Source organism: Aminobacter sp. NyZ550 (genome assembly GCF_025628925.2).
GTDB lineage: Bacteria > Pseudomonadota > Alphaproteobacteria > Rhizobiales > Rhizobiaceae > Aminobacter > Aminobacter ciceronei.
The window spans coordinates 4215937-4238678 of sequence record NZ_CP114190.1 but is presented as its reverse complement, the minus strand read 5'-3'; the positions used below and the strand labels follow the sequence as shown (position 1 = coordinate 4238678).

At 64.3% G+C, this 22742-nt stretch carries 20 protein-coding genes; 11 read left to right on the top strand and 9 right to left on the bottom strand.

Features of this window, described 5'->3' with window-relative positions; genetic code table 11:
• Window positions 1-43: 43 nt before the first annotated feature.
• Together N7E70_RS20960 and N7E70_RS20955 are read right to left on the bottom strand one after the other, a co-directional pair.
• The gene (locus N7E70_RS20960; protein ID WP_067963469.1) at window positions 44-2512 is read right to left on the bottom strand and encodes an arsenate reductase (azurin) large subunit; all 2469 of its coding nucleotides are present in this window, start codon (window positions 2510-2512) and stop codon (window positions 44-46) included.
• Between the two features lie 11 nt (window positions 2513-2523).
• A complete protein-coding gene (locus N7E70_RS20955) occupies window positions 2524-3045 on the bottom strand; it encodes an arsenate reductase (azurin) small subunit (RefSeq protein ID WP_067963465.1) in 522 nt (173 codons plus the stop codon).
• 244 nt (window positions 3046-3289) lie between these two features.
• Between N7E70_RS20955 and N7E70_RS20950 the strand changes: the two genes are divergently transcribed.
• From N7E70_RS20950 to N7E70_RS20940, 3 genes are read left to right on the top strand one after another with little or no spacing between them, the layout of a single operon-like run.
• On the top strand, window positions 3290-4180 hold the full coding sequence (locus tag N7E70_RS20950; RefSeq protein ID WP_442866471.1) for a substrate-binding domain-containing protein: 891 nt from the start codon (window positions 3290-3292) through the stop codon (window positions 4178-4180).
• The gene (locus N7E70_RS20945; RefSeq protein WP_263007496.1) at window positions 4177-5640 is read left to right on the top strand and encodes a sensor histidine kinase; all 1464 of its coding nucleotides are present in this window, start codon (window positions 4177-4179) and stop codon (window positions 5638-5640) included. Before N7E70_RS20950 ends, N7E70_RS20945 begins: the two co-directional genes overlap by 4 nt.
• A complete protein-coding gene (locus N7E70_RS20940) occupies window positions 5618-6952 on the top strand; it encodes a sigma-54-dependent transcriptional regulator (protein ID WP_442866470.1) in 1335 nt (444 codons plus the stop codon). Before N7E70_RS20945 ends, N7E70_RS20940 begins: the two co-directional genes overlap by 23 nt.
• A gap of 386 nt (window positions 6953-7338) precedes the next feature.
• Here N7E70_RS20940 and N7E70_RS20935 read toward each other — a convergent pair whose 3' ends face one another.
• From N7E70_RS20935 to N7E70_RS20925, 3 genes are all read right to left on the bottom strand, one after another.
• Window positions 7339-8034: an outer membrane protein gene (locus N7E70_RS20935; protein WP_263007495.1), complete on the bottom strand. Its 696-nt coding sequence runs from the start codon at window positions 8032-8034 to the stop codon at window positions 7339-7341.
• Between the two features lie 313 nt (window positions 8035-8347).
• On the bottom strand, window positions 8348-8878 hold the full coding sequence (locus tag N7E70_RS20930; RefSeq protein WP_154385481.1) for a cupin domain-containing protein: 531 nt from the start codon (window positions 8876-8878) through the stop codon (window positions 8348-8350).
• A gap of 135 nt (window positions 8879-9013) precedes the next feature.
• Window positions 9014-10189 carry a cystathionine beta-lyase gene (locus N7E70_RS20925; protein WP_263007494.1) on the bottom strand — a complete coding sequence of 392 codons (1176 nt, stop codon included), beginning with the start codon at window positions 10187-10189 and terminating at the stop codon, window positions 9014-9016.
• Window positions 10190-10241: 52 nt separating this feature from the next.
• Here N7E70_RS20925 and N7E70_RS20920 point away from each other — a divergent pair, with 52 nt between their 5' ends.
• The 6 genes from N7E70_RS20920 (at window position 10242) to N7E70_RS20895 (ending at window position 16410) form a co-directional block, all read left to right on the top strand.
• Window positions 10242-11069, top strand: coding sequence for a phosphatase PAP2 family protein (locus N7E70_RS20920; RefSeq protein WP_263007493.1), 828 nt, complete (start codon window positions 10242-10244; stop codon window positions 11067-11069).
• Between the two features lie 260 nt (window positions 11070-11329).
• Entirely contained in the window at window positions 11330-12358 is a 1029-nt protein-coding gene (locus N7E70_RS20915; RefSeq protein WP_067963441.1) for an amino acid ABC transporter substrate-binding protein, read from the top strand.
• A gap of 63 nt (window positions 12359-12421) precedes the next feature.
• Window positions 12422-13612, top strand: coding sequence for an amino acid ABC transporter permease (locus N7E70_RS20910; protein ID WP_067963437.1), 1191 nt, complete (start codon window positions 12422-12424; stop codon window positions 13610-13612).
• A gap of 10 nt (window positions 13613-13622) precedes the next feature.
• Window positions 13623-14780 carry an amino acid ABC transporter permease gene (locus tag N7E70_RS20905; protein ID WP_067963434.1) on the top strand — a complete coding sequence of 386 codons (1158 nt, stop codon included), beginning with the start codon at window positions 13623-13625 and terminating at the stop codon, window positions 14778-14780.
• 23 nt (window positions 14781-14803) lie between these two features.
• Window positions 14804-15607 (top strand): amino acid ABC transporter ATP-binding protein, encoded by an 804-nt coding sequence (locus N7E70_RS20900; protein ID WP_067963432.1) that lies wholly within the window; start codon window positions 14804-14806, stop codon window positions 15605-15607.
• An 89-nt stretch (window positions 15608-15696) separates the two neighbouring features.
• Entirely contained in the window at window positions 15697-16410 is a 714-nt protein-coding gene (locus N7E70_RS20895; RefSeq protein WP_263007492.1) for a TIGR02117 family protein, read from the top strand.
• On the opposite strand, the gene N7E70_RS20890 is transcribed toward N7E70_RS20895, so the two are convergent.
• Window positions 16353-17588: an FAD-dependent monooxygenase gene (locus N7E70_RS20890; RefSeq protein WP_263007491.1), complete on the bottom strand. Its 1236-nt coding sequence runs from the start codon at window positions 17586-17588 to the stop codon at window positions 16353-16355. The genes N7E70_RS20895 and N7E70_RS20890 overlap by 58 nt on opposite strands.
• Window positions 17589-17603: 15 nt before the next feature.
• Window positions 17604-17852 (bottom strand): zinc-finger domain-containing protein, encoded by a 249-nt coding sequence (locus N7E70_RS20885; protein ID WP_154385476.1) that lies wholly within the window; start codon window positions 17850-17852, stop codon window positions 17604-17606.
• A gap of 154 nt (window positions 17853-18006) precedes the next feature.
• Between N7E70_RS20885 and N7E70_RS20880 the strand changes: the two genes are divergently transcribed.
• Window positions 18007-20214: an RNA degradosome polyphosphate kinase gene (locus N7E70_RS20880; protein ID WP_067963419.1), complete on the top strand. Its 2208-nt coding sequence runs from the start codon at window positions 18007-18009 to the stop codon at window positions 20212-20214.
• Entirely contained in the window at window positions 20214-21749 is a 1536-nt protein-coding gene (ppx, locus tag N7E70_RS20875; RefSeq protein ID WP_192317249.1) for an exopolyphosphatase, read from the top strand. The genes N7E70_RS20880 and ppx overlap by 1 nt, the downstream gene beginning before the upstream one ends.
• Window positions 21750-21757: 8 nt before the next feature.
• Here ppx and N7E70_RS20870 read toward each other — a convergent pair whose 3' ends face one another.
• Together N7E70_RS20870 and N7E70_RS20865 are read right to left on the bottom strand one after the other, a co-directional pair.
• Entirely contained in the window at window positions 21758-22171 is a 414-nt protein-coding gene (locus N7E70_RS20870; RefSeq protein ID WP_067966788.1) for a DoxX family protein, read from the bottom strand.
• Window positions 22172-22304: 133 nt separating this feature from the next.
• A complete protein-coding gene (locus N7E70_RS20865; RefSeq protein WP_067963414.1) occupies window positions 22305-22730 on the bottom strand; it encodes a DoxX family protein in 426 nt (141 codons plus the stop codon).
• Window positions 22731-22742: the final 12 nt, after the last annotated feature.

Here is a 22742-nt window from a genome sequence, read left to right as displayed (position 1 = left end):
GGAGCGTCGCCGGGCGTTTCCGTCCGGCAGCGCGATGCACGGGTCAGCCCGCGCTGTATTCCATCGACTTGAACGAAAGATCCGCAGCCGAGGCGGGCGCATCCGATATCTTGCGGATATTGGCCCAGGTGTGCTTGTAGTTCGGCAGGATCAGCTCGTTCGTGCCGGCATTGACGATGTTGCCCTGCGCGCCATTCGGCGCCCCGAACACCATGAAGGTCTCCTTTCGCCGTGCAGTCGGCGTCGGATAGACCAGCGCCTGCGTCGCACCGACGTCGTTGAACACCTCGACCAGGTCGCCGGCCTTGACCCCCAGTTCGGCCATGTCGTCCGGATTGATCTCGATGAACGGGATCGGGAAGCGGTCGGAAACGAAGTCGTTCGCCTTGTCCAGGAACCAGTTCTGCCAGATCACGTTGGCGCGGCCATTGTTGATGAGAAACGCGAAGTTGTCCCTCTGGTAGGCCTTGCCCGGCGCCTGCAGCCCGCGCCATTCGCCGCCGCAGAACAGCGCCTTGCCGTCCTCGCGGCCGTGACGCGTGAACTTGCCGTCGGTGTAGAGCCGCTTGGTCCCGACCAACTGGCCGTTCTCGAAGCCGACCACAGGCTCCTGCACGCCGTTGTTGCCCATGGCCCGCAGGCGGTCATACGTCACCTCCGGATTGCCGGAGTTGTAGCCGTCCATGAAGGCATCTTCCTCGGTCTTCCAGTCGTAGCCCTTGAACTGGTCGGCATAGGCGTCGCGACCCTCCTCGCGCAAGACCCGCTCCAGGTTCTGGGCGATTGCGGCTGCGATCAGGCAGTCCGGCTTGGCATTGCCCGGACCGTCCATGTATTTCTCGACCAGACGCAGCCTGCGCTCGCCGTTCATGGAGGTCAGGTTCATCTCGCCCGACTCCACCGCCGGCAGGATGACGTGCGCGGCCTGGCCGATCTGGCTGTGGATGATGTCCACGTTGACCGAGAACAAGCCTCCCGCGTTGATCGCGCCAACGATGGCGTCTACCAGTTCCTCGCGGCTGGACCCCGCATGGGCGTCCATGGCGTCCTTCACCATGTTGGTACGGCGGTTGTATTCGCGCTTGAACTCGGTCGCGTTGAGCGTGGTCTTGTAGTGGTCGTTGGCCCAGATGTGATGCACCTTGCCCTGGCCGCCGATGATGAGCTGATCGACATAAGGCGCTGGCCGGCCGACATGTGCGTCGGAGGGCCGGAAGTAGCCTTCCTGATGACCGCCGAGACGGCACACGCCACCGCCCTCTCGGCCGATGTTGCCGGTTGCGAGCCCGATGTTCACCAGCGCGCCGATGACGCGGTAGTTGTCGTTGCCCCAGATGATACCCTTTTCGTAACCGGTGGTGCATTTGCGGCGCGAGCCGTCGTCCTTTGGCTTGGCGATCCACTCGGCAGCCTTGACGATGTCGGCTTCGGACAGGCCGGTGATCGACGCGCCTTCGGCGAGCGACATCTTGCACTTGGCGCGCGCCATCTCGAACGAGCCCAGAGCGGCAGGGTGCGCCTCGTCCAGCGGCACCGCGACGTCGCCCTGGAGGGTCGATGCCGCGATGAAGTCACTGTCCACCCATCCCTGGTCAGCGATGTAGGTGAAGAGCGTATTGAACAGCGCCAGGTCGGTGCCGGTCTTGATCGCCAGGTGCAGCACATTGTCGGCGCCGGCCTCCACTTCGCAGGCATTGGCGGTCACTGTGCGGCGCGGATCGACGATGATCACCTTCGCCCCGTTGCGCATGCCCGGCACCATGTGATTCAGGAACAGGTTGGTCTGGCATTCGAGCGGGTTGGTGCCGACCAGCATGATCGTGTCGGTCAGCGTGTAGTCCTCGTACGCGTAGTTCAGCTCGTCGACACCCATGTCGCGGGTCGAGTGAACCTCGGAATTGTAGGCCGGCCGGTTGTGGATGCGGCAGTTCTTGACCTTCATCGAGCCGAAATAGAGCTTTCCCGTGCCCCAGGTGTTCTCGTAACCGCCGGCCGAACCGCCATGGTCGAACATCGAGACGAACAGGTCGTCCTCATCGTCCTTGTCGATGACGCGCGTGGTGACGCGGGCGACCAGATCGAGCGCGTCGGCCCAGCTCGTCGGCTGCCAGGTGCCGTAGCGCCAGACCATCGGCTCCGACAGACGCTGCTGCTGCGTACCCGTCTTGTCGGAGCGGCGGTTCTCGGCCATGCGGGCGCCGCGCACGGAGCCCAGGCCGGAATTCACGACGCAGCCCCTGTCCGGCTTGATGACGAGATGGACGTCCTTCCCGTCCTGCTTGACGATGTTGTACATCGACGGCGCGTACCAGGCCTCGGTCTCCGCCGGCTGCTGCTCGGCGAGGTTCACGCCGAAGGCGTTGGCGGCGGCGTCGGTGCCGCCCTGCTTGTTCACCGGCCAGGTGTAGGCGTGGTAGCCGCAGCCGACGATGCAATAGTGGCAAGTGACGTTATGCTTCTTCGCGTCCGCCGGGATGATCGGCAGGCGGTCGATGTTTCGCTTGTAAGCCATGGTTCCCTCCCTCAGAGCACGTTCGACAGGCGGCCGTAGAGAAGTTCGTCCACGCCTTCGGCGTAGATGTCGCCCTTCTCGTCCACCCTCAGCGCATATTGCGGAAGGTTCTGCGTTGCCTGGCCCCAGATCTGCTGGCCGCCGGCCTCGCAGTCGAAGCGGGAGTAATGGCCGGGGCAGTTCAGCGTGCGGTCGGCAGCAACGTAATTCAGTGGAAAGCCCTTATGCGGGCAGATCGTCGAGAAGCCGACAATGTCGCCATCCGGTCCCGCGCCGCCTTCGACGCGCGTGCCGAGCTTGAGCAGCACGCCAGGGGCGTTCTCGTCCGGATAGGCGACGTCCAGGGGTTCGTTCGGCTTGAGGTCGGCGACATTGCCGAGGCGGTTCAAGGGATAGTCGACCCGCGCAAGCGCTGCGGCCTTTGCAGGCGCCGCTGGAAGCGCGACGGCGGTGGCGGTAGCGGCAGCGGCAATCGCGCCACCCCGCAGAAACTGACGGCGACCGACATCGACCAACTTGTCGCAACGATCCATTGTTTTCCTCCCTGGTTCGCGACTGGGTACGCATTGCGTGCAGCAAGGAGCATGCCAGCTGCCGTTCGCCACCCCGACGCCGCAGTTGCAGGGACTTTGCAAATGCCGTCGATCACGATGTCCGGAATTCCGGACATGCTGCGCCGCCGAAGGTCCGGAAACCCGGACGGCCGAAAGTGCGGGATTTCCGGTCGATTTTGACGGCGTGCGGCGCTAGTCTGTCCGGCAGGGAGGATTTCGCGTCTTGACCGCACGGTACCCAGCCGCGAGCCAGGTACTCACGCGCCGTTCGGCGATCGCGCTGTGCGGCGCGGCGGCGTCGGTCGCGTTCGCGCCGGGCCTCGCCTCCGCGAAGGACGAGGGGTTCAGGTTCGGCCTGACGCCCGTCTTCCTCTCGAACGATCTCGAACTGCTCGCTGCCCTTCGCGCGTATCTGTCCGAGGCGACCGGACATCCCGTGGAACTGGTCAGCCGCCGGACTTACCAGGAGATCACCGCACTGCTCGTCGCGGGCCAGCTCCACGCGGCATGGATCTGCGGCTATCCGTACGTCCAGTTCAAGTCGGAGCTCGATCTCGTCGTCACCCCGTCCTGGCATGGCAAGCCGCTCTACCAGTCCTACCTGATCGCCGCCCCTGACAGGCCCGCAAACCACTGGCAAGACCTGAAAGGAGACATCCACGCCTTCTCGGATCCGGACTCCAATTCCGGCTTCCTCGTCACCCGAGCGCTTCTGGCGGAGAACGGGCTGAAGCCCGAAGGTTTTTTCGCCCGCACCTTCTATACCTACGGTCATCGCAATGTGATCCGCGCCGTCGCCTCCGGGCTCGCCCAGTCCGGCAGCGTCGACGGCTATGTCTGGGACGTCATGCGCGAGATGGAGCCAGGCCTCGTCGGCCGCACACGAATCGTGCGCCGTTCCGAATGGCTCGGCTTTCCGCCGGTTGCGTCGCCGAAGGCCCTGGCAGGCGATCCCCGCATCGCGCGGCTCAAGCAGGCGCTGACGACGATGGATCGGCACGAGGAGGGCCGCAAGGTGCTGGCCTTGCTGAAACTCGACGGCTTCCTCGCCACCGAGCCAGCGCTGTTCGACACAATCGCGGCGAAGGTCGATGCGGTGAGGCGGTTCGGATGAGGTTCTTCGGCCGCCTGCGCACCATTCCAGTCTCCTATCGGGTGCCCGTCCTGGTGGCGCTCCTGATGGTGGCGATCAGCGTGGTGATTTCCGAGCGCGTTCTCGACCGGCTGTCGCGCACCCAGGAATCCTTCCTCGACGGCCTCGCCGGCAGCTATCTCGACGGGCTGACCGCGGCGGTACTGCCAGCGGTGCTGCGTGGCGACGTGTGGGAGGTCTTCGACGCGCTCGATCGCTCGCGAAAATCCTACCAAGCACTTTCGCCAATCGAGGCGGTGGTCACCGGTGCCGACGGCAAGGTTCTGGCGGCCACGGACCCGACCCGCATTGCCTCCTTCTCGGATCTGCCGGAAGCCTATGCCTCACGCTACGGTGCGAGCACGGTGACTTTCGACCGGGACTCCGCCACCGGCTTCGCTCACCGTGATCTCGTCTATCAGGGGCAGCCGGTCGGTGCGATCCACACCGCCTTCGACGCCTCCCACATTTTCGCCGAGCGCCGTGAGATCCTGGTGACGCTGCTCGTCACCAACGGAATCCTGGCGGCGGTGTTCGCCTTCGGCGGCTTCCTGCTGGTCCGCCGCATGATCGAACCGATGCGCGTGCTGGAGGATCACATGCGTGCCGCTGCGAACGGTGTCGCCGAGCCCATTCCGTCAGCCGAGTTTCCGGCGCGCGGCGGCGAGGTGGCGAGCCTCTTCAACGGCTACAACGCCCTCGTCCATGCCGAGCGCGAGCGCGCCAATTTCGCCATGCAGCTGGCAGAAGAGGAGAAGCTGGCCAGTCTCGGGCGGCTGGCCTCGGGCATGGCGCACGAGATCAACAATCCGCTGGGCGGCCTGTTCAACGCCATCGACACGCTGAAGACCCACGGCAGGACGCCCGGTGTGCGCGACACCTCCATCAGCCTGATCGAGCGGGGATTGCACGGCATAAGGGAAGTCGTCGAAGCGGCGCTTGCTACCTATCGGCCGGAGCGATCGGCCCGGCCGCTCAGCGCCGACGACCTCGAGGACGTCAAAGTGCTCATGAAGCCGGAACTGCGCAGGCGCAGGCAGCGGCTGGACTGGCAGGTCGAATGGCCTGCGGACGCCGCGGCAACGATCCCCGGCGGCCCGGTACGGCAAGCCGTGCTCAACCTTCTGCTCAATGCCAGCGCGGCGACGCCCGAGGGCGGCAGGATCGGTCTTAAGGTCAAGCGGACTGCGGACCGGTTGAAGATATCGGTCTCCGACGAAGGCCCCGGCATGCCAAGGGAATCGATCTCCATGCTGAGCGACGACGATCCCGGTCCTGCCGTCCGCGCCGGAAGAGGGCTCGGCTTGTGGATGGCCCGCCGGATGGTCGACGCCTGTGGAGGCAAGGCCACCGTAGAGCCAGCTCAGTCGTCGGGATCGATCGTTACGCTTATCTTGCCGATCGGGGAGGAAGCAAAGCATGAAGACAGTCATGCCGCCTGACCGCGCGCGTGTCGGGCTCGTCGAGGACGATCCCGTCATGGGCGGTTCCATTGTCCAGCGGCTGGAACTTGAGGGCTGGGAGGTGACCTGGTGGCAGACCGGGCGCGAGGCTGTCGCAGGTCTGGGGCGTGTTGCCAGCGCGCTCGATCTCGTGATCTGCGACATAAGGCTGCCGGATATGTCCGGCGAAGCTGTCTTCGAAGAGGCAGCGCGGCAGCCCAACGCGCCGCCCTTCCTGTTCGTTACCGGCTTCGCCGAGATTGACCAGGCCGTTCGCCTCATGCGCTCAGGCGCGGCCGACTTCATGACCAAGCCCTTCGCAATGGACGATTTTCTGAAACGCATCGCCACAGGCCGGCGGAGCGCCTGCTCCGGCATGCGGCTGAAGGAATATGTGCTTGGCCAGTCGCCGACGATCCAGCACGCCGAGGATCTCATCCATCGCTATGCCGTGCACGATCTGCCGGTGCTGATCACCGGCGAAACCGGGTCCGGCAAGGAGGTCGCGGCGCGGCTCCTGCACCAGATCTCCGCGCGGGCAGAGCAGCCCTTCGTCGCGGTGAACTGCGCCGCAATCCCAGCCGACCTCCTGGAGAGCGAAATCTTCGGCCACGAGAAGGGAGCATTCACCGGCGCCCACCAGCGCCACCTCGGATACGCCGAACGCGCGAAGGGCGGCACGCTCTTCCTCGACGAGATCGGCGACATGCCGGCCGCGCTGCAAGCCAAGCTGCTCCGGCTGATCGAAAGCGAGTCTTTCACGCGCCTCGGCGGCGAGACGCCGGTTCCCTTCCGCGCCCGCATCGTCGCCGCAACGCACAGAGACCTGGCGCCGGGTCAGGCGTCGGGATTCCGCGAGGACCTCTATTTCCGGCTCGCCGTGCTCCCTGTCGAGATTCCGCCATTGAGACAACGGCCCGAAGACATCGTCTGGCTGCTTGACCGCTTTCTCGAGAATGCGGTCGCGCGCTCCCACGCCCGCATCCGCGGCTTCAGCGCACTAACGGAGGAGGCAGCACTCGTCTATTTGTGGCCGGGCAACGTGCGCGAATTGCGCAACCGCGTCGACCGTGCGGTCGCACTCTCGGCTTCGGAATGGATCATGCCGGGCGATCTATTCCCCGACAGTCCGGGAAGGCGGCCCATACCTGGTTTCCTTCCTCTCGCCGACGTCCGCGACGCAGCCGAACGGCGGCAGATCGAACGCGCGCTGGAACAGACCGACGGACAGGTCATCAAAGCTGCCGAATTGCTCGGCATCGGTCGTTCGACGCTTTGGGAGAAGATGACGCGGCTGGGGGTGCGTATTTGATCAGCGTGATCGCGCCACGTGGCGTGGTCGGCAAGATCGAAACCGAGCGTTGAACGGAGATCGCTTTTCACGGGGACTTGGCGTCTTCGACGACATCCAACACAAATGTCGTGTTGCCCCGCGTGTGTCCGCCCATATTCAAGGCTGTGACTGCAATTTCGCCCAGGCGAATTACGTCTCCTTCACGCAGGACGCGGTCGATCGTTGTTCACGGATAGTAGCAAGCCTCATCCTTGCCATAGTGAAAGTGGCTCTTGCCGCCATCCAGCATGGCAGGGCCATCACCCTCCCTCATGGCAAACTTGCCGGCGCAGCATTGTGGGCTAGCTCCAGCCTTTACGGGAGCAGCCTTCCGGTGCCGTCAACTTGTTGTCGTCGAACGGCGATCAGAAGTGATAATTGACGCCCAGCCGCGCGGTATGGAACTTGAAGTCGGCCAGGAAACCATCGCCGTTGCCTTCGCCAAAACGGGCTCTTCCAAGATCGACGAACAAGTACTCGGCCTTGGTTGACCATTTGTCGTTGAAAGCCCACTCAAGGCCGCCGCCTGCGGTCCAGCCGGTCTTGGTATCGCTGCCGCACCAAACGTCGCCAGGACACCCGCCATCAAGTTCACCACTGACGCGACCGATGGCGACACCGGCTGAAACAAATGGCAGGACTGGACCGACCGCATACCCCAGACGAGCGCGCAGTGTCGCTGCCCAATCGACCCGGAACGTGCAGATATCCTCAACACCGCAGCCCCAGTCGTCGCCGCCGTCGCCTTTACCCGACATGCCCGCCCCCGAAACGTCACCCTCGACGCCAACGACCAAGTTGCCGAATTGCTTGTTGTAGCCAACTGTTAGGCCGCCGATGGCTCCCGAGTAGCCGATGTCATCGGAGTGTACGCCATCGAATGCGCTCGTATCACCGGTTCCGTATCCGACCATGCCGCCCATATAGACGCCCGACCAGTCAACCGCGGAGCCGTTCTGGCCAGCATCGGCTGTTTCGTTGGTGACAAGCAAAGCCGCGCCCAAGAGCAGTACGACCAGTCGTATTCTGATGTTTTGGCGAAAGGTGGAACTGTGGTCCATCTCTGATAGCCCCGACTAAAGCTCAAGTTGAGCGAACGGGGCAGCGTTCGCGATGCATTTTTGCGACTATCACGGGCGGCAACGCAAGACAAGACGGCTGATCTTCCGCCGTGGCGTCCCATCGGAACGTTCAAAACGCCCCCGCTGCCTGGAGGCAGGTGGCTTTTCCTGCGTTTGGGAGGAATGGCGGCGAAAGGCCGGCCAGCATCGGGCAGCATCGGCGGCCCGACATTGGTCTTGCGCGCCCGCTGAGCCGTGGACGCGCCTGCGCCGGCCAGCCCGTTGCTGGCATCCGACGACAGCTGGTCCTGGGCTAGTCGCGGCTTTCGCCGGTGTCCCGCTCAGCACGCACCCGGTCCGGCAGGCCGTCATGGTCGCCGAGCGGCCGCTTCGGTGCGTCGTGCCACCAGTCCTCGCGGATCGCCTTGCGCTCGAGATTGACCGGATAGATGATCCGGTTCTCGTCCTTGTTGGTTTCGCCGACCACCAGCAGGCGCACTTCGGCGTCGGTGTTGTTGAGGAAGCTGTGCGCCAGCCCGGTGCCGGCGGGGAAGCCGACGGAATCCCCCGGCTTGAGGCGGTGCAGCACCCCGTCGAGCCAGACGTCGGGCTCGCCCTCGATGACATGGACGAATTCTTCCTCCAGGCTTTCGGCATGCGGAAACGAGGTGCGCCGGCCCGGCGGCAGGCGGACATGGTGGATGCCGAGGCGTTCGAGGCCGAAATGCTGGGCGAGCGGCGCGCCGAGCCCGCGCAGCTCCGAGGTGCCGATGAAGGTCTCGCCGTCGGGCTTTTCGACCTCGCTCCAGTGGGCGATTTCGGCAGGGCGGCCTGAGGTTGTCATCTCGATACTCCCGATGAACGTGCCACATTCAGAAGGGCGAACGTCGTGATGGCGACGCTGCCTGTTGGTTCGCGTGCGCAGGAAGAGGTATCACGGTCAGCTTTCGGGTGCAGCTGCGCCCGGCCGCCGCCGGTCTCACCCCACGGCGTTTGCCGCTGCCAGGCCGGCAGCGATGTCTTCTTTCAGGTCGGCGACGTCTTCGAGGCCGATCTGCAGCCGGATGATCGGGCCTTCATAAGGACCGTTGGCGATTTTGCGGTCGGCGAGGCTGACCTGTACGGCGAGGCTTTCATAGCCGCCCCAGGAATAGCCGAGGCCGAAGATCTCGAGCGCGTCGAGGAAGGCATGCGCTTTGTCAGTGCCGCCGCCCGCGAGCACCACCGAGAAGATGCCGCTCGAGCCGGAGAAGTCGCGCTTGAACAGCTTGTGGTCGGGGTGGCTTTCGAGGCCCGGATGCAGCACGCGGGCGACACCTTGCTTGCCTTCGAGCCAGCGCGCGATCTCGAGCGTGCTATTCTGGTGATGGGCGAGCCGCACGCCCATGGTGCGCAGGCCGCGCAGCACCTGGTAGACATCGTCGGGGCCGGCACAGCAGCCGAGCGTGACATAGGCGTCGTGCAGCTTCGGCCAGCAGGCGGCATTGGCCGACACCGTGCCGCTCAAGACGTCCGAATGGCCGGCCGGATATTTGGTCGCCGCATGGATGGTGACGTCGACGCCGAAGTCGAGCGCCTTGAAATAGAGCGGCGTCGCCCAGGTGTTGTCCATCATGACGATGGCACCCGCTTCATGCGCTGCCTTGGAGATCGCCGGAATATCCTGGATCTCGAAGGTGTTGGACGCAGGCGATTCGGTGAACACCACCTTGGTGTTGGGCTTGATCAGAGCGGCGATGCCTGCGCCGACATGCGGATCGTAGTAATCGACCTCGACGCCGAGGCGCCTGAGCATGGTGTCGGCGAAATGGCGGGTCGGAAAGTAGACGGAATCGGTGATCAGTATGTGGTCGCCCGACGACAGGAAGCCGAGCAGGGGGATCGTCACCGCGGCCAGCCCAGAGGGCACGGCGATGGTGCCGGCCGAGCCTTCGAGCTCGTCGATGGCGTGGCACAGCGCGTCGCTGGTCGGCGTTCCGCGCGTGCCATATGTGTATTTTTGAGCACGCCCGGCCATCGTCGCAGCGTTGGGGAACAGAACCGTCGAGGCGTGCACGACCGGCGGATTGACAAAGCCATGAAAGCCGTGTGGATCGTGCCCGGAATGTGTCAGCCGCGTGTTGACGCCTTTGATCCTGCCATTGTCACGAGTCATGAATCCGCACCCTTTCAGTGAAGACGCCAGCCATAAAGCGACGCCCCGAGCCGTGCAACCGCCGCAGGCGCCCGTTCGGCTGGGCCAGATCTGGCCCAAGGGTTTTGCCGGGCGTCTTTGGGAGACGGTGGCGTTTTCCTCGCGCCGCATCCGCCGCCGCCCCGTTGGCGCGCCGCAGCCGGTGTGGTCGCGCGGGCTGACCTTGCTGCTGTTCTGCGGCGCCGTTTGCGTCGCGCTTCTGTTCACCATCGATTCGGCGGTGATGAACTTCATGCTCAGCAACCGAAACGGCTTCACCGCCTGGCTCGCCTGGCTGAGCGATATCGGCAAGTCGGAATGGTATCTCGTGCCCGCCTTGCTGGTCTATCTCGCCACCGCCGCCGCCGACTGGCGCGGCGTCGGTCACGGCGTGAAGGCGCGGCTGGTGACGCTGTTCGGCCAGGCCGCCTTCGTCTTCGGCATGGTTGCCTTCACAGGCATTGCCGTCAACATCGTCAAGCTGTTCTTCGGCCGCGCCCGGCCGGCCTTCTATGGCGAATATGGCGCCTATCATTTCGACCCCTTCGTGGTGACGCGTTATTCCTCGAGCTTTCCCTCCGGCCACGCCACGACAATCGGCACCGTGGCGGCGATCCTGATGATCTGGTTTCCGCGTCACTGGCTGCCGATCGGCATCGTCGGTCTGGCGCTGTCGGCGCTCAGGATTCCGGCAGCGGCGCATTATCCCTCCGACATCACCGCCGGCTTCCTGTTCGGCCTGATCGTGACCATCGTCGCCGCCCGATTCTTCGCCGTGCGGCGGGTCGGCTTCAGGCTGGTGGCGGGAAAGCTGCTGCCGGCGGCTGTCGGTTTTGGCAGACGAAAACGCGCCGCCCGCTGACGTCTTCGAAGTGAAGCGGACACCGGCCGCAGCAATCATTGCCGCTGATTTCTAATACTAAAGGCGCAGCCGGCGGCAGCGGGCCTTTATTGCTTGACCTCACAAGAATTATCGCCTTCGATGCATCCGTGAACCGGACTGCAGCAATGTGCGCCGGACAGGACGCGCAATCCGGATTTGGGCCGGGTAGGGGATGCTGAGTTCACAATTCAAAAAGGCAGGCAAAAAAAGCCTGTAAAAAACAGAAGGGTTCGTGGGTCATGAAGTACATCATTTCAGGCATTCTCGGGGCAGCCACGCTCGGCATGGTGGCGACGGCCGCATCTGCCGGCACCCTTGAGGACGTCAAGGCAAAGGGCTTCCTGCAATGCGGCGTCAGCACCGGCCTGGCCGGTTTCTCGGCGCCGAACGACAAGGGCGACTGGCAGGGTCTGGACGCCGATTTCTGCCGCGCAGTGGCCGCTGCAGTGTTCGGTGACGGCACCAAGGTCAAGTTCACGCCGCTCTCCGCCAAGGAGCGTTTCACCGCGTTGCAGTCGGGTGAAATCGACCTGCTGTCGCGCAACACCACCTGGACCATCAATCGCGACACCGCACTTGGTCTCAACTTCGTCGGCGTCACCTATTTCGACGGCCAGGGCTTCATGATCAACGCCAAGAAGCTGCCGGGCGTCAATTCCGCGCTGCAGCTTTCGGGCGCCGCCGTCTGCGTGCAGACCGGTACGACGACCGAACTCAATCTCGCCGACTACTTCAAGGCGAACAAGATGGAGTACAACCCGGTCGTCTTCGAGAAGCTCGAAGAGGTCAACGCCGCTTATGACGCCGGCCGTTGCGACGTCTACACCACCGACCAGTCGGGCCTCTACGGCATCCGCCTGACGCTGGGCGCGCCGGACGATCACGTCGTGCTGCCGGAGATCATCTCCAAGGAGCCGCTCGGACCTGCCGTGCGCCAGGGCGACGACAAGTGGTATCACATCGTCAAGTGGACCTATTTCGCGCTGCTGACCGCCGAGGAACTCGGCATCACCCAGGCCAATGTCGAAGAGATGAAGGCGTCGGGTAACCCCGAGGTCAAGCGCGTGCTCGGCACCGAAGCCGACACCAAGATCGGCACCGATCTCGGCCTCGGCAACGACTGGGTCGTCAACATCGTCAAATCAGTGGGCAACTACGGCGAAGTCTTCGAACGCAATGTCGGCCAGGGCAGCCCGCTGAAGATCGCCCGCGGCATCAATGCGCTCTGGACCAAGGGCGGCCTGCAGTACGCACCGCCGATCCGCTGATCCGAAGTCTCACCCGGAGGGCGGCGCTGCCGCCTTCCGGCTCCTCTTTTGAAGGGACTTCCGATGGCTACGCAGGACATTCCCCAAGACGTAGGGGGCGGCCGCGCGTCGCTGCTCTACGACCCGAAGGTGCGCGGCATCTTCTTCCAGATCCTGGTGGTCGTTGCGCTCACCGCCTTCGTCTACTGGATCATCGGCAACACGATCGAAAACCTCAAGCGCGCCAACATCGCCTCGGGTTTCGCCTTTCTCAACGGCCGCGCCGGTTTCGACGTCAGCGACACGCTGATCCAGTTCGATTCCGATTCGACCTACAAGCGCGCCTTGCTCGTCGGCCTGATCAACACCGTGGTCGTGGCCGGCGCCGGCATCGTCACGGCGTCGATTCTCGGCTTCCTGATCGGCATCGGACGGCTGTCCAACAACTGGCTGATCCGCAAGATCTGCACGGTCTATGTCGAGCTGTTCCGCAACATCCCGCCGCTCCTGGTCATCTTCTTCTGGTATTTCGGCGTGCTTTCCGTGCTGCCCTTGCCGAAGGAGAGCATCGAGCTGCCCTTCGGCTCCTATCTCAACAGCCGTGGCTTCTATTTCCCCAAGGCGGTCTGGGGCGAAGGCGCGTGGCTGATCGGCGTGGCCCTGTTGCTCGGCATCGCCATGTCGTGGTTCGTCGCCCGGCAGGCAAGGCAGCGGCAGATGGCAACGGGCGCGACATTCCCGGTGTTCTGGACCTCGCTGGCCCTGATCGTCGGCCTGCCGCTTCTGGCGCTTGTCGCCACCGGCTTTCCCGTCAGCTTCGACCTGCCGCAGAAGTCGACCTTCAACCTGACCGGCGGCCTGCAGATCAAGCCCGAGTTCCTGTCGCTCTATCTGGCGCTGTCGTTCTACACCGCAGCCTTCATCGCCGAGATCGTGCGGGCGGGCATCCGCGGCGTCAACAAGGGTCAGACCGAGGCCTCGTCGGCGCTCGGCCTGCGCTCCGGACAGGCACTCAGGCTGGTGGTGGTGCCGCAGGCGATGCGCATCGTCATCCCGCCTCTGACCAGCCAGTTTCTCAACCTGACCAAGAACTCGTCGCTGGCGATCGCCATCGGCTATCCGGATCTGGTCGCCGTCGGTGGAACGGTGCTCAACCAGACCGGACAGGCGATCGAGATCGTGGTCATCTGGATGGTCGTCTATCTCGGCCTCAGCCTGATCACCTCGGCCTTCATGAACTGGTTCAATGCCAAGATGGCATTGGTGGAAAGGTAAGGAGGCGGACATGTCGCAAAACGACCTTCATTACGTCCGCACCGAAATGGCGCTGCCGCAACCAGCGCCGCTTCGCGAGCGCGGGCCGGTGGCCTGGATTCGCAAGAACCTGTTCGCCAACCCGTTCGATTCGGTGCTGACCATCATCGGCATGATCATCGTGATCATGATCCTGCCGCCATTGGTCGACTGGGCGCTGGTCCAGGCGCAATGGACCGGCACCGACCGGACCTTCTGCTCGACCGTCGCCCAGGGCGGCATCCAGCCGGAAGGCTGGTCCGGCGCCTGCTGGGCCTTCGTCAACGCCAAGTTCGGCCAGTTCATGTTCGGCCGCTATCCGATCGAGGAGCGCTGGCGCGTCATTCTGGTGGCGATCATGTTCGTGGCGCTGCTGGTGCCGCTGCTGATCCCCCGGGTGCCGCGCAAGGGGCTGAACGCATTCCTGTTCCTGGTGGTGTTTCCGATCGTCGCGGCCTTCCTGCTGATCGGTGGCTTCTTCGGCCTGCCGCATGTCGAGACCCCGCTCTGGGGCGGCCTGCTGGTGACGCTGACCCTGTCTTATGTCGGCATCGTCGTGTCGCTGCCGCTCGGCATCCTCCTGGCGCTCGGACGGCGCTCGAAGATGCCTGTCGTCAAGATGCTCAGCGTCATCTTTATCGAGACTGTGCGCGGCGTGCCGCTGATCACGGTGCTGTTCATGGCCAGCGTCATGCTGCCCCTGTTCCTGCCGGCCGGCGTCAGCTTCGACAAGTTCCTGCGGGCGCTGATCGGTGTGTCGCTGTTCGCCTCGGCCTATATGGCGGAGGTGGTGCGCGGCGGCCTGCAGGCGATCCCCAAGGGCCAGTATGAAGGGGCCGATTCGCTCGGCCTCAGCTATTGGCAGAAGACCGGACTGATCATCCTGCCGCAGGCGCTGAAGCTGGTCATCCCGGGCATCGTCAACACCTTCATCGGCCTGTTCAAGGACACCAGCCTGGTCTACATCATCTCGATGTTCGACCTGCTCGGCGTCGTCAGGCAGAATTTTTCGGATCCGGCCTGGGCGTCGCCCCAGACCCCGGCGTCAGGGCTCGTCTTTGCGGCGCTGGTGTTCTGGATGTTCTGCTTTGGAATGTCGCGATATTCCATTTATATGGAGCATCGCCTCGACACCGGGCACAAGCGATAACGAACAACAAAAGGGAACGGCCCATGGCCATAGAAAACGCAGTCAGCGCCGACGACATCAAGGTCGATGGGGCAAAGATGCACATCTCCGATACCGACGTCGCCATCGACATCGTCGGCATGCACAAGTGGTATGGCGAGTTCAACGTGCTCAAGGACATCAACCTCAAGGTGATGCGCGGCGAGCGCATCGTCATCTGCGGTCCGTCCGGCTCGGGCAAGTCGACAATGATCCGCTGCATCAACCGGCTGGAAGAGCACCAGAAGGGCAAGATCATCGTCGACGGCAAGGAGCTGACCAACGATCTCAAGAAGATCGACGAGGTCCGCCGCGAAGTCGGCATGGTGTTCCAGCACTTCAACCTGTTCCCGCATCTGACCATCCTGGAGAACTGCACGCTGGCGCCGATCTGGGTGCGCAAGACGCCGAAGAAGCAGGCCGAGGAGCAGGCGATGCACTTCCTGCGTCGCGTCAAGATCCCGGAGCAGGCCAACAAATATCCGGGCCAGCTGTCGGGCGGCCAGCAGCAGCGCGTGGCGATCGCCCGCTCGCTGTGCATGAACCCGCGCATCATGCTGTTCGACGAGCCGACCTCGGCGCTCGATCCGGAAATGATCAAGGAGGTGCTGGAGACCATGGTCGGCCTCGCCGAAGAGGGCATGACCATGCTGTGCGTGACCCACGAAATGGGCTTCGCCCGCAAGGTCGCCAACCGCGTCATCTTCATGGATCAGGGCCAGATCGTCGAAGAGAACACGCCAGCTGAGTTCTTCGACCATCCGCGCCATGAGCGCACCAAGCTGTTCCTGAGCCAGATCCTGCACTAGGAATCGGATTCCGGAAATCAGAAAGCCCGGTCGTATTTCGGCCGGGCTTTTTTGTTGCAACAAGTGCTGCGGAAGCGGGGACGGCGGCGGTGAGAAGAATTCTACGTCTGCTGGGCGCTATCGTGCTTGTCGCCGTGGCGGCGTTCGCGTTGGGTACGCTCGTACCACGGCCGCTGTTCGGCGGTGCTCCGGACGGGGCAAGTCCCCGCCATATCCTCGTCTTCACCAACCCGATCCACACCGACATAGCCGTGCCGATCGACGATGCCGTGCTGCAGAAATTCGGCTTCCTGCTCGACGCCGGCATCCAGGCCGACCTGCCGGCGGCGCGTTACCTGGTGTTCGGCTGGGGCAGCAAGGCCTTCTATATCGGCACGCCGACCTGGTCGGAGCTGAAGCCCGGCCCGGTGTTTGCGGCGCTGACCCTCGACAATTCGGTCATGCATGTCGATCTCGCCGGCGACGTCGACCTGCCTCAGCCCGCCGTCCAGCGTTTCGAGCTCGGCGAGGCGGGTTTTGCCGCCATGCTCGACTTCATCGAGCGCAGTTTCGTGCGCGACGAAGGGGCCGTTCAGCGCATTTTCGGGGTAGCCTATGGCGAATATGACGGCTTCTTCGATGCCCATGGCAAGTTCAACGCACTCGCCGGCTGCAACACCTGGACGGCGGCGGCACTCCGGGAAGCCGGCTTGACGACAGGCTGGTGGAACCCGCTGCCGGCGACCTTGAATTTTTCGCTCGGCCTCTACAACCGGCCGTCGGATGATCCAGGCGGCGACCAGCCCGGCGGCGTCCAGCCATAAAGCCAGTCCATGTCGGCGGCGAGGCTCGCCGGCGACTTGAACCTGAGGAACAGGTTGCGGGCGAGCGCCACCGGCCCGCTCGCATGCCAGGCGAAATGGTTGAGCGCGCCGCGCCGCGCCACCCTGGCGACACGCGCCTTGCGCACCGCTTCCCACTGTTGCAGCGCATCCGCCTTGTTCTGGGCGGCGAGCACGGCGTCGGCCAGCGTCCAGGCATCCTCGATCGCCATGGCGGCACCCTGGGCGGCAAAGGGCGTCATGGCGTGCGCCGCATCGCCGATCAGCACGATGCCGGATGCCGAGGTCCAGGGACGGGAGGCATCGACAGTGTGCAGCGGCCACACCGTCCACGGCCCGGCCTCCTCGACAAGCCGGGAGAGTGCCGGGGCCGTGCCCTGCATGGCGCGGGCCAAGGCGCCGGCATCGGTTTCACCGGACCATTGCTCGGAAATTGCCGTGCCGGGGGTGAAGGCGACGAGATTGACCGCATGGCCGGCGCGGATCGGATAGGCGACCATATGGAAGCCGGGATGCAGGAAGGTCGTGACGGTCGTCAGCGATGTCACTCCGGCGAACTGCCGGCCCGGCTCGCTGTCGACCGGGATCGTCGTGCGCCAGGCCAGCTCGCCCGAGAACCGGCTCTTTTCATGCGGGCCGACAAGGCGGCGGCTGGCCGACCAGACGCCGTCGGCGGCAACGAACAGGCCGGCCTCTTGCTGTGACGTGATGCCGTCCTGGGTGATCGATATGCCGAGACCGTCCGCCCTGGGCTCGACCGTGTCGACTGTCGATCCGGTGGCGACCGAGATCAGCAGGCTTTCGCTGACGCGGCTGAGCAGCGCCGACTGCAGATCGGCGCGGTGGGCAACGAGGTAAGGCGCCTTCCAGCGGCGTTCGGCCGCAGCACCCAGCGGCACGCGGCCGCGCTCGACAAGGCTTGCCGCGCAGCGCAGCACCACCGCCTCGGGCCGCACGGCAGACCTGCTGACCAGATGGAGCACGCCGAGGCGGTCGAGAATGCGGGTGGCGTTGGGAGAAAGCTGGAGACCGGCGCCGACTTCTTCGAGCACCGGTGAACGTTCATGGACGTGGACACTGACGCCGTGCCGGGCAAAGGCAAGGGCGGCGGTCAGCCCCGCGATGCCGGCGCCTGCAATGACGACCGGCGGCGACCGCATGATCGTGCCTGGGCCTCAGGCGGCGCGATCGATGGCGTAGAGGCTGCCCGCCGGCAGGGTCTCGGTGGCCTTCAGCTTGGCGGAGTAGCGGTACAGCGTCGAGCAGTAGGGGCAGACCTTCTCGGAATCGGCGCCCATGTCGAGGAACACATGCGGATGGTCGAACGGAGCCTTGGCGCCCACGCACATGAACTCCTTGACGCCGATCTCGATCACGGCATGTCCAGCGTCGTTCTGGAAGTGGGGGATGGAGCCACCGGCCATGGTATTTTCCCTTCTGAGGACCCTTATTGCAGAGCGTTTGTATCATAAGCGGCGGCTTTGCAAGATGCTGAAATGAAACTGTCGCAATTGCCTGTCAGAGGATAAGTTGAGCCGGATAAGCGGCGGAACGCGGCAGTGGGGAAGGGTTGTCCAAATGAATCAGCTGAAACCGGTCCATACCGATTTCGTCAACGACAAGTCGCCGACCGGCGCGATCGACGGCAATCCGGACCGCTTCGTCAACCGCGAGTTTTCCTGGCTGCAGTTCAACAGGCGGGTGCTCGAGCAGTCGCAGAACCCCAACCATCCGCTGCTCGAACGCGTCCGCTTCCTGTCGATCTCGGCCGGCAATCTCGACGAGTTCTTCATGGTCCGCGTCGCCGGTCTCGCCGGGCAGGTGCGCGAAGGCATCACCATCCGCAGCGCCGACGGCCGCACGCCGGAACAGCAGCTCGACCAGCTGCTGCATGAGGTCGAGCGGCTGCAGGAAGACCAGCAGAAAAGCCTCGCCAGCCTGCTCGAGCTGCTCAAGCTCGAAGGCATCGAGACCATCGCCTCGGCGGATCTTACCAAGGAAGAGCGTAAGTGGCTCGAAGATCATTTCATGGAGCAGGTCTTCCCGGTGCTGACGCCTTTGTCGATCGACCCGGCGCACCCGTTCCCCTTCATCCCCAATCTCGGCTTCTCGATCGCCCTGCAACTGCGCCACCGCAAGAGCGGCGAGGAGATGACGGCGCTGCTGCGTCTCCCTGTCGCCCTCAAGCGCTACATCCGCTTGCCCGACCGCAAGCGCTCGGTGCGTTTCATCCCGATCGAGGAAACGGTCAACCTGTTCATCGGCAAGCTGTTCCCCGGCTATGAGGTCAAGGGCTCGGGCACCTTCCAGATCATCCGCGACAGCGATATCGAGGTCGAGGAAGAGTCCGAGGATCTTGTCCGGCTGTTCGAGACGGCACTCAAGCGCCGCCGCCGCGGCTCGGTGATCCGCGTCGAATTCGACAGCCTGATGCCGGCCGAGCTGCGCGAGTTCGTTGCCAGCGAACTGGGTGTCGCCTCGAACCGCGTCAGCGTGCTGAGCGGGCCGCTGGCGATCAACCAGATCTCGGAGATCGTCTCGATCGCCCGCGACGACCTGAAGTTCCCGCCCTTCAATCCGCGTTTCCCCGAGCGCATCCGCGACCATCGCGGCGACTGTTTCGCGGCGATCCGCGAGAAGGATTTTGTCGTCCACCATCCTTATGAATCGTTCGACGTGGTGGTGCAGTTCCTGCGCCAGGCGGCGATCGATCCGGAGGTGGTGGCGATCAAGCAGACGCTTTACCGCACCTCCAACGACAGCCCGATCGTGCGCGCCCTTGTCGACGCCGCCGAGGCCGGCAAGTCGGTGACCGCACTCGTCGAGCTCAAGGCGCGTTTCGACGAGGAGGCCAATATCCGCTGGGCCCGCGATCTCGAGCGTGCCGGCGTGCAGGTGGTGTTCGGTTTCCTCGAACTCAAGACCCACTCCAAGATGTCGCTGGTGGTGCGCCGCGAGGACGGCCGCCTGCGCAACTACGTCCATCTCGGCACCGGCAACTACCACCCGATCACCGCGCGCATCTACACCGACCTGTCCTTCTTCACCACCGATTCGGCGATCGCGCGTGATGTGGCGCATATCTTCAACTTCATCACCGGTTATGCCGAGCCGGCCGACGAGATGTGCATCGCACTGTCGCCCTACACGCTGCGCAGCCGCATCCTCAAGCACATCGCCGACGAGGTCGAACATGCCCGCGCCGGCCGGCCGGCGCAGATCTGGATGAAGATGAATTCGCTCGTCGATCCCGACGTCATCGACGCGCTTTATGACGCCAGCCGCAGCGGCGTCGAGATCGACCTGGTGGTGCGCGGCATCTGCTGCCTCAGGCCGCAGGTTCCCGGCCTGTCGGAGAATATCCGCGTCAAGTCGATCGTCGGCCGTTTCCTCGAGCACAGCCGCATCTATTGTTTCGGCAATGGCCACGGCCTGCCGTCGGACGAGGCGATCGTCTATATCAGCTCGGCCGACCTGATGCCGCGCAACCTCGACCGGCGCGTCGAAACCATGGTGCCGATCGCCAAACATTCGACCGTGCACGAGCAGGTGCTGGGCCAGGTCATGCTGGGAAATATCATGGACAACCAGCAAAGTTTCGAAGTATTGGCGGATGGAACCTCGCGGCGGATAACGCTCGACGAGGGCGAAGAGCCGTTCAATGCGCAGGAATATTTCATGACCAATCCGAGCCTCTCCGGACGGGGTGACGCGCTGAAGTCTCACGCGCCCAAACGCATTGCCCAGTTCAAGCGTCGCAAGAAGGCGGAGGCGGCGGCCGGCTGATGGCGCAGCTTTCGCAGGGCCGGCTCAAGGACCGCCGACCGCTGTCGATCATCGATATCGGCTCGAACTCCATACGTCTCGTCGTCTATGAAGGGTTGGCACGCTCGCCGACCCTTCTGTTCAACGAAAAGATGCTCGCCGGCCTCGGCCGCGGCATCGTCTCCACCGGCAAGCTCGACCCCGAGGGCGTGACCCGCTCGATGGAGGAGTTCCGGCGCTTTCGTGCGCTGTCGGAGCAGGCCGGCGCGGAAAAGATGTATGTGCTGGCCACCGCCGCCGCACGCGAGGCGATCAACGGCCCCGACTTCATCCAGCGTGCCGAGGACGTGCTGGGCACCAAGATCCAGGTGCTGACAGGCCGCGAGGAAGCCTATTATTCGGCGCTCGGCGTCATCTCGGGTTTCCATCCCGCCGACGGCATCGCCGGCGACCTTGGCGGCGGCAGCCTCGAGCTTGTCGACGTCAGGGGCGAAGCCATCGGCGACGGCATCACCTTGCCATTGGGTGGCCTCAGGCTGCAGGACATGGCCAAGGGCTCGCCTGTAACGGCCGCCAAGATCGCGCATGCCGAACTCGCCCGCGCCAAATTGCTCAAGGGCGGGCAGGGCAGGACATTCTATGCCGTCGGCGGCACCTGGCGAAACCTCGCCCGGCTGCACATGAACACCTCGAATTATCCGCTGGAGGTGATGCATCACTACCAGATGGACCCGGTGACCCTGGTGCCGTTCCTGCGCCAGGTGGCGCGCGGCGAGGTCGAGAAGATCAAGGGCATCGAAGGCGTCTCCAAGAACCGCCGGTCGCTTCTGCCTTATGGCGCGCTGGTGCTGCAGGAGATCATCACGGCGATGAAGCCGGAGAAGATCGTGGTCTCGGCGCTCGGCGTGCGCGAGGGTTTTCTGTTCTCGCTGCTCGAAGAGCAGGAACAGCGCGCCGATCCGCTGATCTCGGCGGCCGAGGAGCTGGCCGTGCTGCGGGCGCGTTCGGTGCGCCATGCCCATGAACTGACCGAGTGGACCAAGCAGTCCTTCGCCGCCTTCGGCATCGAGGAAACCGAAGAGGAGGCGCGTTACCGTCACGCCGCCTGCCTTCTCGCCGACATCGGCTGGCGGGCGCACCCGGAATATCGCGGCCGCCAGTCGCTCAACATCATCGCGCATGCCTCGTTCATCGGCGTCGATCATCCCGGCCGTGCCTTCCTGGCGCTCGCCAATCTGTTCCGCCATGACGGTGTCTTCAACGACAGCTTTGCGCCTGAGCTCAAGGAACTGGCGACGCCGCGTTATCTCGAGCGCGCCCGCATCCTCGGCGCGATGATGCGCGTGGTTTATCTGCTCTCGGCCTCGATGCCGGGGGTGATGCCGAAGCTGCGCTGGGAAGACAGGGGCAATGGCGTGTTGGCGCTGGTGATCCCGTCGGAGTTCGGCCAGCTCTATGGCGAGCGGCCGGCGGGACGTTTGGCCCAACTTGCCAAGGTCACCGGCCGCAAGCTGGTGCTGGCGGTCGAGGACGGCCCCAGCATCTCAGTCAAATAGCATCGCCGTCAAACAGGCTGGCGGGCGAGCAGCCGGTCGAGCGACAGCGCGCCGGCACCCGCCACTGACAGCGCCAGCAAGCCGCCCGCGGTGGCGATGTCCTTCATCAGCGCCTGCTGGTGCATGAAGGCCATGGCAGCATTGTCGCCGCCCTGACCGTAATGGCCGATGAAGCCGGCAGCGAGCGCGAAGGCGGCGAGCAGGACGGGCACCACGCGGGACTGGAAACCTGTAAGCACCAGCAGGCCGCCGACCAGCTCGAACAGCCCGACGCCCAATGCGACGAGCGTCGGCAAGGGAAAGCCGAGCCCGGCGAAATAGCCTGCGGTGCCCGAGATGTTGGACAGCGTGCCGATGCCCGCCGGCACGAACAGCGCGGCGATCAGAATTCTGGCGACAAGAAGAAGCAGGCTGTTGAGCATCGGCATGTCCTCGTCGCCGCAGGATGCACCGGCTCACTTTCGATGTCATCACCGTCTCGAACCGGCGTCAGGGCCAGGGTACAAAAAAGCCCGGGACGAGCCCGGGCCATTTCTTGGGAGGAATTTCTGCAGCTTAGCGGCGGCGGCCGTCGATCGACAGGGCGCCGGCGCCGAAGGCGGCGAGCACGAACAGGCCGCCTGCAATGGCCAGGTTCTTCTGCAGGAACATCACCTGGACCTGGTCGGCGAAGTCGAGATGGGCAACCGCGGTGGCAGCCAACGTGAACAGGCCGAGCACGATCGCGGCGATGCGGGTCTGGAAGCCGACCAGGATGGCGATGCCGCCAACCACTTCGACCAGGCCGACGACGACGGTGGTGACGGTCGGCAGCGGCAGGCCGATGCTGGCGAACCAGCCAGCGGTGCCTGAAATGGCGGTCAGCTTGGCAAAGCCGGCGAGGATGAAGATGATCGACAAAAGCACGCGGCCGGCAAGGGTGAGGGCCGAGGCGTTGGTGCTGAGGCCGGACTTTGCGGTGGCGATGGAAGCGTTGGACATGGGCTTGGGGCT

Bases quoted from the DNA above. Each gene is read 5' to 3' on its own strand.
- N7E70_RS20900 (WP_067963432.1), top strand. From the start codon at position 14,804: ATGGCCATAGAAAACGCAGTCAGCGCCGACGACATCAAGGTCGATGGG.
- N7E70_RS20955 (WP_067963465.1), bottom strand. From the start codon at position 3,045: ATGGATCGTTGCGACAAGTTGGTCGATGTCGGTCGCCGTCAGTTTCTG.
- N7E70_RS20945 (WP_263007496.1), top strand. From the start codon at position 4,177: ATGAGGTTCTTCGGCCGCCTGCGCACCATTCCAGTCTCCTATCGGGTG.
- N7E70_RS20925 (WP_263007494.1), bottom strand. From the start codon at position 10,189: ATGACTCGTGACAATGGCAGGATCAAAGGCGTCAACACGCGGCTGACA.
- N7E70_RS20865 (WP_067963414.1), bottom strand. From the start codon at position 22,730: ATGTCCAACGCTTCCATCGCCACCGCAAAGTCCGGCCTCAGCACCAAC.
- N7E70_RS20880 (WP_067963419.1), top strand. From the start codon at position 18,007: ATGAATCAGCTGAAACCGGTCCATACCGATTTCGTCAACGACAAGTCG.
- N7E70_RS20885 (WP_154385476.1), bottom strand. From the start codon at position 17,852: ATGGCCGGTGGCTCCATCCCCCACTTCCAGAACGACGCTGGACATGCC.
- ppx (WP_192317249.1), top strand. From the start codon at position 20,214: ATGGCGCAGCTTTCGCAGGGCCGGCTCAAGGACCGCCGACCGCTGTCG.
- N7E70_RS20940 (WP_442866470.1), top strand. From the start codon at position 5,618: ATGAAGACAGTCATGCCGCCTGACCGCGCGCGTGTCGGGCTCGTCGAG.
- N7E70_RS20890 (WP_263007491.1), bottom strand. From the start codon at position 17,588: ATGCGGTCGCCGCCGGTCGTCATTGCAGGCGCCGGCATCGCGGGGCTG.
- N7E70_RS20930 (WP_154385481.1), bottom strand. From the start codon at position 8,878: ATGACAACCTCAGGCCGCCCTGCCGAAATCGCCCACTGGAGCGAGGTC.
- N7E70_RS20960 (WP_067963469.1), bottom strand. From the start codon at position 2,512: ATGGCTTACAAGCGAAACATCGACCGCCTGCCGATCATCCCGGCGGAC.
- N7E70_RS20905 (WP_067963434.1), top strand. From the start codon at position 13,623: ATGTCGCAAAACGACCTTCATTACGTCCGCACCGAAATGGCGCTGCCG.
- N7E70_RS20935 (WP_263007495.1), bottom strand. From the start codon at position 8,034: ATGGACCACAGTTCCACCTTTCGCCAAAACATCAGAATACGACTGGTC.
- N7E70_RS20915 (WP_067963441.1), top strand. From the start codon at position 11,330: ATGAAGTACATCATTTCAGGCATTCTCGGGGCAGCCACGCTCGGCATG.
- N7E70_RS20870 (WP_067966788.1), bottom strand. From the start codon at position 22,171: ATGCTCAACAGCCTGCTTCTTCTTGTCGCCAGAATTCTGATCGCCGCG.
- N7E70_RS20910 (WP_067963437.1), top strand. From the start codon at position 12,422: ATGGCTACGCAGGACATTCCCCAAGACGTAGGGGGCGGCCGCGCGTCG.